This is a genomic window from Holophagales bacterium (genome assembly GCA_016699405.1).
In the GTDB taxonomy this organism is placed as follows: Bacteria; Acidobacteriota; Thermoanaerobaculia; order Multivoradales; family JAGPDF01; genus JAAYLR01.
In genome coordinates this window covers 3,384,787-3,398,088 of the sequence record CP064972.1, presented here as the reverse complement: position 1 = coordinate 3,398,088, position 13,302 = coordinate 3,384,787, and the positions used below count along the sequence as shown (strand labels likewise).

At 71.1% G+C, this 13,302-nt stretch carries 8 protein-coding genes; 6 read left to right on the top strand and 2 right to left on the bottom strand.

Annotation, left to right across the window (positions count from 1 at the left end; all coding sequences use genetic code 11):
• The first annotated feature begins 2 nt into the window (after positions 1-2).
• The 3 genes from IPJ17_13975 to IPJ17_13965 are packed head-to-tail and all read left to right on the top strand — an operon-like array spanning position 3 to position 7,521.
• A complete protein-coding gene (locus tag IPJ17_13975) occupies positions 3-629 on the top strand; it encodes a methyltransferase domain-containing protein (protein QQR72610.1) in 627 nt (208 codons plus the stop codon).
• On the top strand, positions 626-3,919 hold the full coding sequence (locus IPJ17_13970) for a PD-(D/E)XK nuclease family protein (GenBank protein QQR72609.1): 3,294 nt from the start codon (positions 626-628) through the stop codon (positions 3,917-3,919). The genes IPJ17_13975 and IPJ17_13970 overlap by 4 nt, the downstream gene beginning before the upstream one ends.
• Complete coding sequence (locus IPJ17_13965) at positions 3,916-7,521, top strand: UvrD-helicase domain-containing protein (protein ID QQR72608.1); 3,606 nt, start codon at positions 3,916-3,918, stop codon at positions 7,519-7,521. The genes IPJ17_13970 and IPJ17_13965 overlap by 4 nt, the downstream gene beginning before the upstream one ends.
• A gap of 29 nt (positions 7,522-7,550) precedes the next feature.
• Here IPJ17_13965 and IPJ17_13960 read toward each other — a convergent pair whose 3' ends face one another.
• Both IPJ17_13960 and IPJ17_13955 read right to left on the bottom strand, forming a co-directional pair.
• Positions 7,551-8,327 carry a TPM domain-containing protein gene (locus tag IPJ17_13960; GenBank protein ID QQR72607.1) on the bottom strand — a complete coding sequence of 259 codons (777 nt, stop codon included), beginning with the start codon at positions 8,325-8,327 and terminating at the stop codon, positions 7,551-7,553.
• Positions 8,328-8,335: 8 nt separating this feature from the next.
• Entirely contained in the window at positions 8,336-8,947 is a 612-nt protein-coding gene (locus IPJ17_13955) for a LemA family protein (GenBank protein ID QQR72606.1), read from the bottom strand.
• Between the two features lie 160 nt (positions 8,948-9,107).
• Between IPJ17_13955 and IPJ17_13950 the strand changes: the two genes are divergently transcribed.
• From IPJ17_13950 to IPJ17_13940, 3 genes are all read left to right on the top strand, one after another.
• The gene (locus IPJ17_13950; protein ID QQR72605.1) at positions 9,108-10,703 is read left to right on the top strand and encodes an FAD-dependent thymidylate synthase; all 1,596 of its coding nucleotides are present in this window, start codon (positions 9,108-9,110) and stop codon (positions 10,701-10,703) included.
• 52 nt (positions 10,704-10,755) lie between these two features.
• On the top strand, positions 10,756-12,276 hold the full coding sequence (locus IPJ17_13945; protein ID QQR72604.1) for a YifB family Mg chelatase-like AAA ATPase: 1,521 nt from the start codon (positions 10,756-10,758) through the stop codon (positions 12,274-12,276).
• 134 nt (positions 12,277-12,410) lie between these two features.
• Positions 12,411-13,295, top strand: a complete 885-nt coding sequence (locus tag IPJ17_13940; protein QQR72603.1) for a M23 family metallopeptidase — start codon at positions 12,411-12,413, stop codon at positions 13,293-13,295.
• Positions 13,296-13,302: the final 7 nt, after the last annotated feature.

The following is a 13,302-nucleotide window of genomic DNA, read 5'->3' as shown; positions in this document are numbered from 1 at the left end:
TGATGGCGACTCGCGACCGAGGTCTCACGCTCAATCGAGCCCGCTACTCGTTCTGGTCGCCGTTCTATGACCATTTCGCCGGCTTCTCCGGACCCCGACGCGACGCCATCGAGCGGCTCGCCCTGCGCGCTGGAGAGCGCGTCCTGCTCGTCGGTGTGGGCACCGGCCTCGACCTGCCGCTCTTGCCCCCGGGGGTTGACGTCACCGGGATCGACCTGACCCCCGCCATGCTCGCCCGTGCCGCTCGCCGCGCCGCCCCGGGCACCAAGCTTGCGGTCATGGACGCCCAGGCGCTCGACTTCGCCGACCATTCTTTCGACGCCGTGATCCTCCACCTCATCCTGGCGGTGGTCCCGGACGGCGCGCGCTGCCTCGCCGAAGCCGCACGAGTCCTGGCACCCGAGGGCCGGATGTCGGTCTTCGACAAGTTTCTGAGCGACGGCGCGGCGCCCTCACTCGCGAGACGGATCGCCAACATCCCCGTCCGCCTCCTCGCCACCGATCTCAACCGGTCGTTCGGCGATCTGCTGCATCGCTCCGCCGCACCCCTGGAGATCGAGGAGAACCTCGCGGCGTCCTGGGGCGGCTTCTTCCGCCGCATCCTCCTGCGACGCCGAGGAGCCTCGTGAGCGCGCAGCTGCCCGCGGGACCGAGGCTCGTCGGCGGTCACGGCCCGCGAGCGGTGGAGGCCGCCCTGCTCGCCGACCTCGACCGACTCCTGCCGCACAGCCTCGAAGCGCTGCGCGACGATCCGCGACCCATCCTCCTGGTCGTTCCCTCGCGCAGCCTGCGTCTCGCCCTGCTCGCCCGCGTCGCTCAGACCTCCGGAGGTGCGGTGGGCCTCGAGATCGCGACGCTGCGGCGGACGGCCCGCGCGATCCTGGAGCAGGGCGGACTGCCCGAGCCGCGCGGCGAGGCCCTCTTCGATCTGCTCCTCCATCGCGCCGCAGCCGCGGAGGCGTCACTGCAGCGTACGCTCGGCGATCTCGTCGACGGGATCGACTCCGCGGTCGCCTCGATGCGCGATCTCGTCGACGCGGGATTCGAGCCCGAGCTCGCTCCGGCCCTCGACGAGGCTCTGGCGGTCGAAGCGCCCCGCGACGAGGCCAGCGCACGCGCGCGCGCGCTCGTCCGGGCGACCGCCGCGGCGATTCGCGCCGCTCGCCGCCTCGGCATCGGCGGCACGGCCGACCTCTATCGCTCGGCACGGGAGCTCCTCCTCGAGCACGGCCCGGCGGCCCTGCCCGCTCGAGCCGTTCTCGTGTACGGCTTCGCCGATGCCACGGGTGTGGCGACGGACTTCGTCACCGCCCTCGTTTCGGGCGCCGAAGCGCGGGTCTACCTCGATCTCGCCGGCACGACGGCACCGTCGCCGGGCTCGATGGGACGCGGTTTTGGTCGCAGCTTTCGCGAGCGGCTTCTCGGTGTCGCACCGCTCGATCCGAATCCGGTGACGGGAGATCCTTCATCATCCACCCTGCTGACGCTCGAGAATCCCCGGCGCGAAGTTCGCGAGGTCGGTCGGCGCGCGCTCGCCCTGATCGCTCGCGGGGTTGCGCCGGAGCGCATCGGGGTCGTCGCCCGCGATCTTTCCCCGTACGTCTCGCTGCTGCGAACCGAATGGGACCGTCTCGGGATCCCGTTCTCGGGGGAGGCCTCTTGGGAGATCGGGGGGCCGGAGGCGCGACGGCTCGATCCGCTTCTCGACCTCGTCGAGCGACGCGAGGGGGCGCCGATCGAGCGCTGGCTCGGCTGGCGCAGCGTCGACGGCGTGGTCCCGTTCGACCTGCGCACAGCCCTCCGCCTACTCGGCGTCGTCCGCCTCGAGCAGATCGCCGCGATCGATGCGGCCCGGGATCTGCCGCCGGGCGACTTCCCGCTGCCGATCCGGCAGGGTCTCGAGGCGGGCGACCTCGAGGGCGGGCCGTCGGCCCCGCGACGACGCCTATCGCGCACCGCGCTGGTGGGCGCCTTGACCGCGGGACGCTCTCTGCTCCGACGGCTTCGCGAATGGCCAGGTCGCACGAGCCTCTCGTCCCACCTGCGCGCGCTCGAGCGCCTTCGTTCGACCCTGGGGCCACTCGCCCGTGCTGCCCCAGGTGAGTCGTCGCTCAATGCGGCCCGTGCCGCGCTGCTGGCCGAGACCCCGGCCGAGCTGGAGCTCGACCAGAGCGAGTTCGCGCGGCTCCTGCGTCGCGCCCTGCTCGCCGCGCTGGGGACACCGCTCGGGGGTCGTGGGGGTGGCGTCCAGGTTCTCAGCGTGACCGAAGCCCGCGGGCGAACCTTCGCGCACCTCTTCCTTCTCGGACTGAATACCGGCAACTTCCCCCGCACGGTGAGCGAGGACCCGGTGCTGCCCGATCGCATCCGCACGTTTCTCGCCCCCCTGCTGCCGGACCTCCCGCGCAAGCTCGAGGGACGAGACGAGGAGCGGGTCCTTTTCGGCCAGCTCCTGCTCGCTTCGCCCGAAACCACGCTCTTGCATGCGCGCTTCGATGCTCACCGTCGGCCGCTCACACCGTCGCCGCTGCTCGGCGGATTCGCGTCGCCGGCGCTCTCGACGACAGGAGAGCACTCCGGCGCGGCGTCGCCGGAGGAGCCAACGTCCCACGCGCTCGACGAGCTGCCGCCGGAGGATGCCGTCCTCGTTGCGGCGCTGGCGGGACCGCGCCCGGCGCTCGAGCCGTTCCTCGCGGCCGCGCTGCCCGAGCACGGTGAGGCCGGACAGAGCCGACCGACGCGTCTGGCGCTCGCCTCGGCCCACCTGGCACTCCTCGACGAGATCGATCCGGATCTCTCGACCGAGAGCGGCCGGGAGCGACGACATCACCTCGGACCGTTCTTCGGCTTCGTCGGCGCGGTGACCCTCGACGCCGATCCGCGTCGCCGGCAGCTCGCGGTCACCTCCCTCGAAGCCCTCTGTGCTTGCCCTTGGCGCCACTTCGTCGAGCGTCTGCTGCGCCTCGACCTCCCTCCGGACGAAGCCGAGGAGCTTCCCCGCCTCGACGCGGCGCGGCTCGGCAGGATCGTCCACGCCGTCCTCGAACGTCTCTTTCCGGCGGAGGCGGGCTCTCCCGCCTTGGATCTCACGACGGCGCCCACGCGTCCGGCGACCCCTGTCGTCTGGCCGGACGACCTCACGCTGTCGGAGATCGCGCGACAGGAAGCCGAGCGGCTACTCGCCGAGGATGGGTTGGCACGGTGGCCGCTGAGTCGAGCAGAGGCCGCGCGCGCCCTCCCTTACCTGCGGGCGGCCCGCGATGTCGACCGGGGACGATTCGAGGCGCTCGCGACGGAGGCACAGGCGGAGATGACCCTGCCAATCGACGGCGTCCCGCGCCGGCTCGGCTTCCGCGTCGATCGCCTCGAGAGGCTCGACGGGCGACTGGTTCTCACCGACTTCAAGACCGGCAAGCCCGAGCTCACCCGCGGCAGCGACACCGCCCGGCGAAAGGCGATGCTCCAGTCGATCGCCAACGGCAGAAGGCTGCAGGCGGCCCTCTACGCGCGGGCGTCGGCCGACGATCGGCACGAAGCAGGCCCTTCGGCGAGCGCGCTCGGCCGCTACGTCTACCTCGGGCCGGGCCTCGAGGTCGCCGAGCGCCAGGTCGACGTCGCCGCCGACGACGCGGAGGCGGCAGCGGCGCTCGAACGCGCCGTGGCCGCCGGGATGGACGCCCGCGATCGTGGAGCTTTTTTCCCGCGCCTCCTCGATCCCCGTCTCGAGAAGTCCGCCGACGTCTGCTCCTTCTGTCGCGTCGCGGCGAGCTGCTTGCAACACGATTCCGGGGCGCGGTTGCGCCTGGCCGAGCGCCTCACCCGCCTGCGCGGTGGCGAGGTCCCGGTGGACGGACCGGCCGAGGCATCGCTCGCGATGTTGTACGACCTCGGCCAGGGAATCGACCGGGAGCGCCGATGAGCCGCGACGAGACCCGCCTGCGGCAGGAGGACGCCGAAGCGCGTCGTCGTGCCTGCTTGATCTTCGATCGGCCCTTCGTGCTCGAGGCGGGCGCGGGCACCGGCAAGACCGCGGTTCTGGTGGCGCGCTGCCTCGCCTGGCTGCTCGGCCCCGGCTGGGAGCAAGCGTCGGCAGGCGACGATGCCGCAGCTCCTCCCGAGTCGATCGCGGCACGGGCGCTCGACGGCCTGGTCGCCATCACCTTCACCGAGGCGGCTGCGGCGGAGATGGCCGAACGGGTCGGCACCGCATTGGCCGAGGTGGCGCACGGAGGCGCGCCGCTGGGCCTCGCTCGCTCGGACCTGCCGGAGACCTCTTCCGAGCGAGCGACCCGGTTGCTGGCCGCGTTCGATCACCTGCGGGTGCAGACGATTCACGGCTTCTGCCGTTCGCTGCTCGCCTCCCATCCTCTCGAGGCGAGGATCCATCCCCGCTTCGCCATTGACCCCGACGGCACGGCGGGAGCCGACGTCGTTCGCGACCTGCTCGACGAACGGCTGCGAGAGGGCTACGCCGCCGGAGCAGCCGACCTGATGGCGCTCGCGTCGGAGGGCTTCGGACCGGCCGAGATCGCCGAGGCGCTGCATTCCTTCTGCGACGTCGGCGGCCGCGCGGCCGATCTCGCCGCCGACCCGCTCGGCGGGTCACGGATCCAGGATCTGTTCACCCGCGTCGAACGAACCTTCGGCGGCCTCGGCGAGGCTGCGGCCTCTCGCCTCGCCACCGTCTCGCGCACCGACAAGGGGCGGGCGGTCGCCGCCGCCCTCAGCGCTTGCGCCCGGACCGTGGCGGACCTCCGCCCGGGAATCGACGGCCTCGAAACGCTCCGTCAGCTCGCCGAAGGGTTGCGCGACGTCTGCGACCTGCGACTCGGCGCCTGGCGAAAGGGTGACTTCACCCAGGCCGAGAGCGCCGCCTTTGCCGAAACCGTCGACCAGATCGCCAACGAGAGCGCGACGGCTCGGGACCTCCTCGCTCACCTCACCCGACTCGCACCCCGACGCCTCGAAGCCGGCCGAGCCGTGCTCGCGCCGCTGCTCGCCGAGGCCGAAGCGAGGCGACGCACTCAGGGCATCGTCTCGTTCGACGACCTGCTGCGCCTTGCCGTCGACCTGCTGAACAACGAGCCCGCGGTCTGCCGTCGTGTTCGCCGCAGCCTGCGCCAGGTCCTCGTCGACGAATTCCAGGATACCGATCCGCTGCAGTGCGATCTCCTCGGCCTGCTCGCCCTCCAGGGCCCCGTCGAGGAGCGACCCGGTCTCTTCCTCGTCGGGGACCCGAAGCAGTCGATCTACGGCTGGCGACGCGCCGACCTCTCCGCCTACGAGCAGTTCGTCGGACGCGCCCTGGCCTCGGCGCCCGGGGGAGAGCGTGCCACGCTCTCGGTCAACTTTCGCTCGTTGCCGAGCGTGCTCGCCGAGGTCGAGCGCACGGTCGGCCCCTGTTTCGCCGCCGAGTCCGGAGTTCAACCGCCGTTCGCGCCGCTGCTCGCCAGCGCATCGAACGCCGCTCGCGAAGCGCCATTCGGCGCGGGCCGAGCCTCGGTCGAGCACTGGATCTCCTGGGCCGCCGAGGGCATGCCGGCGAGCCCCAGGAAGACGCGCGTCCGGGAGGCCGACGAGATCGAGGCGAAGGCGATCGCTGCCGACCTCGCCGACCTTCAGTCCCAGGCCGCGGCCAGCCCCGAGGCTCCCTGGCGCTGGTCTGACGTGGCGCTGATCTTCCGCGTGTCGACCGCTCAGGAGCCGTATCTCGAAGCCCTGCGAGGTCGCGGCATCCCGTTCCAGGTCGAGAGCGACCGGGTCTTCTACCAGCGGCGTGAGGTGCTCGACGCGACCTCCTGGATTCGGACGGTGCTCGATCCCGGCGACACCCTGGCCCTCCTGTCCACGTTGCGATCTCCCTGGGTCGGGGTCCCGGATGCGGCTCTGCTGCCGCTCTGGGCGGAGGGCTTCCCGGCCAAGATCGCCGACCTCGAACGACCCGACCCCGCAGCGCTCGACGAGCTCCGCGCCCTCGTCGAACGCGCCGCCGGGAAGACGCCGACGGTCCCCGGAATCGAACGGGTCGCCGGCTGGCCGCAGCTTCTCGATGCCGCGTGCATGGCCATCGCCACCCTTCGCGATGCCTATCGCACTCAGCCGGCCGATCGCTTCGTCGCCGAGCTGCGACGCCAGCTCCCCTTCGAAGCGATCTCCGCGGCGCGCTGGCTCGGGCGTTTCCGCCTGGCCAATCTCACTCGCTGGCTCGATCGCCTGACCGAGGCGCTGATCGCCTCACGCGGCGATGTCGATGCCGTGCTGCGCCGCCTCCGCCGAGCGGTTGCCGAGGGTGAGGAGGATGCCTCCGGCGCCCCCTCCAGCGGGACCGACGCCGTCCGCGTCCTGACGATCCACAAGGCGAAAGGGCTCGACTTCGACCATGTCTACCTGCCGCAGCTGCATCACGGGAGCGCCGCGCGGCGGGGCTCCGAACGGCCCTTCTTCCAGGGGGGATCTCGTCCCGAGTACACCCTCTTCGGCGCCCCGACACTCGGCGCCGACGGGGTCGCAACCCGGCAGAGCCGGATCGCCGAAGCGGAACGCGTCCGCCTGCTCTACGTCGCCGCCACTCGGGCTCGACGGCGCGTCGTCCTGCTCGGAGCGGACGCGGAGAACGGCCCCGGGGATGGGCAGGGCTCGCTCCTCGCCCTGATCGACGAGGAGCGACAACGGCGTGCTTCGCCCCGCCCAGCCCACGACGCCGACTGGCACGACGCCGATGGCGTGCGCTGGCGAATCCTCGGTCTCGCTCCGGCCACCCCGGTGCCGCGCTCCGAGGCGTCCAGCCCGGCGACGCCGGCCACCGATCCCGAAACCATCCGTCGAGTCTTTGCCGCCCGGCGGCTCGCCGCCACCGAGCGCAGCCGGAGACCCCTCGTCAGCGGGGTCACCGCGATGCAGGAAGTGGAATCCGCAGCTTCCGAAGACGGTCCGGGAGCAGTCGCCTCGGCAGTCGCACGCGCTGCGGGCTCGGCCGTCCATCGCTTTCTCGAACGGCTCGACCCGGGTGCGGATCCCGCCGACGAGCGGCGGCGCCTCGCTCCGGAGATCGAACGCACGCTCGCCGGAGAGCTGGAGGGTCGGGCTGTGGACGATGCCCGATCCCGTGCTGACGAGCTCCTCGACCGCTTCCTGGCCGGCGGATCGCTCCTCTCCTGCCTGCGTGCGATCGCGCCGTCGATCGTCGCCCGCGAGCTCCCCTTGGTTGTCGGCGCGCCGCCCGACTCTTGCGCCGGGCCGGTCGCCGCGGCGGTGGGAACGCTCGACCTGCTCTACCGAGATCCAGAGGACGGTCGTGCCGTGGTCGTCGACTTCAAGACCGACCGCGTCGTCACGGATGGCGCCGCCGGCGAACGCATCGCCCATCACGCGCCGCAGCTCCGCGCCTACGGTCGAGCTGTCGCCCGGGCGCTCGCCCTGGATCGCCTGCCCCGTCTCGAGCTCTGGCTGCTGGAAATCGATGCGCGATTCGAGGTCCCCTGGGAGGAGGAAGAAGGGGCCTGGTCGGCGCCGTCCCGCTGAGCCGGACGGCACGAGAGGGTTCGCACGACCTACCAGCGACCCGAGGCGCCCCCGCCCCCGAACGAGCCGCCACCGCCCGAGAATCCGCCGCCGGAGAAGCCACCGCCACCGGACCAGCCGCCACCGATCGAGCCACCCCCGCCCCAACCGCCGCCGCCCCATCGCCCGCCGCTGCGCCCGCCTCCGGACGACCCCCGGCGCGAGATCTCGACCAGGAGCACCAGCACGATCAGCGCGAGCAGCAGAACGGGCAGCCGCGGTCGATGTCGCTCGTCGGCGGCCGGTTCCCCTCCGGTTCCGGGGGTGTACTCGCCCTCGACCGCCGCGACGATCCCTTGGGCCGCGTCGCGGATCGCTCCGTCCCGGTCCCCCGCCCGCAAGCGCGGCAACAGGGCCTTCTGCAGGATCCGTGACGCCTCGAGGTCGGTCAGGGCCCCTTCGAGCCCGCGCCCGACCTCGATGCGCAGCGCACGATCCTCGACGAAGACGAAGAGCACGACGCCGTCGTCCTGGCGCGCCCGACCGACTCGCCAGCTCTCGGCGACACGAACGGTCCAGTCCTCCAGGACCTCGCCGGGCGGAAGGCGCTGGAAGATCGCCACCACCACCTGCGTCCCCTGGCGCTTCTCGAACGCTTCGAGGGACGAGTCGATCTCGGTTGCCGCGCCGGGCGAAAGGAATCCGGCCTCGTCGACGACCCAGCGCACCGGCGCCGGCGGCAGCGCCGAAGCGGCAGCCGACGCCGCCTGGGGCAACAGGACGGCGACGAAGCCGAGTCCGACGAGGACCGAGGCGAGACGACGCAAGTCGCCCCCTAGAACTGGACCTTCGGGGCCGTCTCGGCGCCGGGCTGCGACTGGAAGTAGGCCTTCTCCTTGAAGTCCCAGCCGAGGAGGCGGACGACGAATCCGGTCGGGAAGCGCTTGACGCGCGTGTTGAACCCTTGGGCCGCTTCGTTGTACCGATTGCGCTCGACGTTGATGCGATTCTCGGTCCCTTCGAGCTGGACCATCAGGTCACCGAAGGCCTGGGTGCTCTTGAGCTCCGGATAGCGCTCGACGACGACCATCAGGCGCGACAGCGCCGACGAGAGGCCGTCCTGGGCTGCCTGGAACTGGGCGAGCTTCTGCGGGTCGTCGATCACCCCCTGCAGGGCTCCGGCCGTCACCTGGCCGACCCGGCTTCGCGCCTCGACGACTTTCTGCAGTGTCTCCTGCTCGAACTGCGCGGAGCCCTTCACCGTCGCGACAAGGTTCGGAATCAGGTCCGCGCGGCGCTGATAGGCGCCCTCGACCTGCGCCCAGGCGCGGCTGACGCTCTCGTTCTCGCCGACGAGTCCGTTATAGAGGCCGGAAAGCCAGACGCCGGCGGCGATGCCGACGAGCAACAACCCCACGAGACAACCGATGCCGATGGTCTTTCCCATTGCTCCTCCAGGGCGCGCCGACTGGCCCGCCGGTTCGGTCGCCAGCCGGGTCGCCTTCCCCGGACCGGCGGACTGATCTTAGCCGGTACCGCCTCCTCGCGGTGATCCGTGCCCCTCGCACGCGATTCCCCTCCCCAGGCTAGACTCGGCCGACCTTCCCATGAGCTCCCGCGTCTCTTCTTTCCTCTCCCCAGCTCCCGAGGTCCGCCTGGTCAATCGCTTCGACCGCGGCTTCGACAACGCCGTTGCCACCGCCAGGACCTGCTACTCGGCCCGCGGCATCGTCACGCCGGAGGAGGTCGCGGGAATCGGTGAGAGCCCGGAGGTGACCCAGCGGCGGCGCGACCGGCGCGACGCTCTCGCTCGCGACATCTATCTTGCCGGGCATCACACCACCTTCCAACACGCCCACTTTCAGTTTTCGCTCTCCAACGTCAGTCGGCAGTTCCTCTGGTCGTTCCTGCACAGTCATCCGTTCTACAACTCCGAGCAGGTCAGCCAGCGCTACGTCCCGGTCCGGGAGAACAGCTTCGCCGTGCCGCCACTCGCCGGAGAGGCGCTCGCCGTCTACCGGACCACGGCCGAACGGATGCAATCCGACTATCGCGCCCTCGGCGAACGCCTCCTGCCGCTCGCCCGAGCGGAGTTCTTCCGTCGCTTCCCCGCGCGGCGGCACGACCCGCCCCGCTGGGAGAAGGAGATCCAGAAGAAGTCGCAGGAGATCGCGCGCTACGTCCTGCCCGTGGCCACCTTCGCCTACCTCTACCACACGATTTCCGCCCTCACCCTATTCCGCTACTGGCGGCTGGCCGAGCAGTTCGACGCCCCGCTGGAGCAGCGGATGGTCGTCGGGAGGATGGTCGAAGAGGTGCTGCGGGCGGATCCGGATTACGCGACGATCCTCGAGGCTCCGCTCGCTCTAGAGGAGACACCGGAGTTCCAGGCGCTCGCTCGGCTGGATCGCGCGGACGGCCCGGCCGCCGGGTTCCGCGACGAGTTCGACCGGAGCCTCGAAGCGCGCACCAGCCGGCTCGTCGACTGGCCAGTGCACGGAGAATCGACGCTCGCCAATTCGGTTCGCGAGGTGCTGGGAGCCAGCTCGGGCGAGCTCGACGACGATCGGGCGATCGACCTCGTGCTCGACCCGGCGAGCAACCGAACCTTCGGCGAGGCCTTGCGGCTGTCGACCCACTCGAAGCTCACCCGCTGCCTCGCTCACGTTCACTACGGCTTCCGCAAGCGCCTCTCACATGCCGCCGACAGCCAGGATCAGCGCCATCGCATGACTCCGGCCTCCCGGCCGATCCTCTCCGCCCAGGTCGACTCGGACCCGGACGTGCTGATCCCCGCCCTGGTCCGCGAGGATCCGGCGGCGGAGCGCTTCTTCCTCGACTCCTGCGAACGGGCCTGGGATGGGATGCGGCAGCTCACCCGGCTCGGTGCGCCGCGTGAGCACGTTCTCTATCTACTGCCCAACGCCGTGGCGGTTCGCTTCACCGAGTCGGCGGATCTTCTCCACCTCCATCACAAGCTCACCCTCCGCCTCTGCTACAACGCCCAGGAGGAGATCTGGCGTGCCAGCGTCGACGAGGCCGCCCAGATCCGCCAGGTCCATCCTCGCGTGGGGCGTTGGCTTCAGCCCCCCTGCGGACTGCGCGATCGTTCCGGCGCGAGGCCGATCTGCCCGGAGGGGGCCCGCTACTGTGGCGTTCCGGTCTGGAGGCTGGATCTCGAGCAGTACCGCCGGGTGATCTGAACGCACGAGCGGCAAGTGTGAGATCCGGCGCCCCGTTGTCGTCTTAGGGGACATGCTGGCACGAGCCACCGCCGCCACCCCTTGGGGGATCGAGGCGAGACCGGTCCAGGTCGAGGTCGACCTGCAGAACGGACTGCCCCAGGTCCAGATCGTCGGGTTGCCCGACGCCGCCGTGCGCGAAAGCCGGGAGAGAGTCCGGGCCGCGCTGAAGAACTGCGGCTTCGATCTCCCGCCGCGTTCCGTCACCGTCAATCTGGCGCCCGCCGACCTGCGCAAGGAGGGCAATCACCTCGATCTCGCCATCGCCTTGGCGCTGCTTGCCGCGCACGGCCATCTCCCACAGGAGGCGCTCGAGGGGCGGCTCTTCTGCGGCGAGCTCGGGCTCGACGGGACGGTGCGCTCGGTGCGCGGCGGGCTGGCGATCGCCGATCTGGCGCGTCGCATCCAGGCGCGCGAGCTCCTTCTCCCGGCCGCCAACGCCGGCGAGGCGGCGGCGCTCGGCGCCCTGCCGGTCATCCCGGTCGACGGACTCGCCCGCGGTATCGACCACGTCCTCGGCCTGGCCCATCTTCCCCCGGCCTCACCCCGTCCGTCCGCCGCGCCGGGAGGTCCCGCCGAAGGCGATCTCGCCGAGGTTCGGGGCCAGGATTCTGCCAAGCGAGCCCTCGAGGTCGCCGCCGCCGGTGGGCACAATCTCCTCTTTCTCGGTCCTCCGGGCTCCGGCAAGACGATGCTCGCCCGCTGTGCCCCGGGCCTCCTGCCGCCGCTCGGCCTCGCCGAAGCGATCGAAGTCACCAAGATCCACTCCCTGGTCGCCGACGAGCCACCCGCCGGGCTCCTCGCCCATCGCCCGTTCCGCAGCCCACACCCGGGCATCAGCGCGGCCGGCCTCGTCGGCGGCGGCAGCGTGCCGCGCCCGGGCGAGGTGAGCCTCGCCCACGCCGGGGTGCTCTTTCTCGACGAGCTTGCCGAGTTCCACCGCGACGCGCTCGAGGCACTCCGGCAACCGCTCGAGGACGGCTTCGTGATCGTGGCCCGGGCCAGGGCCCGCCACGCCTTCCCGGCGCGTTTCACCCTGCTCGGGGCGATGAACCCGTGCCCCTGCGGCCACCTGGGCGACTCCCGCCACGACTGCCGCTGCCCCGCTCCGCTGGTCGAGCGGTATCGCTCCCGGGTCTCCGGCCCGCTGCTCGACCGGATCGATCTTCACGTCGAGGTCCCGGCCGTACGCCTGGTCGACCTCGCCGCTCCCCGAGGCGAGAGCAGCGCCGCGGTGGCCGAACGGGTGGCCCTGGCTCGCGACCGACAGCGGCGCCGCTTCGATTCCCGGCATCCCACACCGTTCAACGCGGCCCTGACCGCCGCCCAGCTGCGGGATGTCTGTCCGCTCGACGGGGCGGCCCGATCGCTCGTCGACACCGCCTTCGAGCGACTCGGCCTCTCGGCCCGTGCGCTCTCCCGCATCCTCAAGGTGGCACGCACCATCGCCGATCTCGCGGGGCGCGACGACCTCGCTCCGTCCCACGTTGCGGAGGCCATCCAGTATCGGACCCTCGACCGGCGGATGCGCTAGACGCCCGGCATCACAGACCGTACCGACCGGCGGTTCCCTTGACACCATGCGGCGTGAGCCTTTAACCTTCCCGACGGTTCGCGAAATTTCGCTCCTTTTCCATTGCCGTCTTATTCAAGGGTGAAAAGATCGGGATGAGCTCGAAGCACCACACTGTCATTTTCGTGCCGCACGAGCGGGCTCAGTTCCGCAAGTGGCGGGTGACGAATCGGCAGCTGGGCGTGGTCCTCGGGCTGGCGTTGTTTCTCGTCGTGGGCGGCCTCGCCTCCCTCGCGCTCTTTCTCTCCTCGTCCGTGAGCCGCGCCGAGATGTCGCGGCTGGCGTCGGAGAACGAGCGCCTGCGCCAGCTCAATCAGACCTTCGAGACCCGGCTGGACGATTTGCGCGGACGCCTCGGCGAGTTCGAGGAGAGGACTCGCAAGCTGGCCATTGTCGCCGGCCTGCAGTCGCTGGGATCGACGGGAGAGGGCGGAGTCGGCGGATCGGTGGCGGCGATGCCGGAAAGCGCACCGCCAGCCGACCTCGAATCGGTCGAGCAGCGGGCCGACAGCCTCGACAGCCAGCTCGCTCTCGTCTCCGGACAGCTCGAAAAGAACCTCGGCCTGATCTCCTCCACCCCAGCGATCTCGCCGGTCCGCGGCCTCATCACCAGCACCTTCGGCCATCGCCGAGACCCGATCACCGGCCAACCCGCCTACCATAGCGGCATCGACATCTCGGCCCCTCCGGGCAAGCCGGTCAAGGTCACGGCCGCCGGTGTCGTGACTCAGATCCAGCAGTTCGGACCGCTCGGTCGCGCCGTCTTCGTCGCCCACGGCTTCGGGATCACCACCGTCTACGGACACCTCTCCCGCACCAGCGTCACCCCCGGTCAACGCGTCGAACGCGGCAGCGTCGTCGGCCTGGTCGGCAACACCGGGCGTTCGACCGGTTACCACCTGCACTACGAAGTGCAGGTGAACGGCAAGTCGGTCGACCCCACGGCGTACATCCTCGATTCGGGCTCCTCTCCCTTCTGACCCCGAA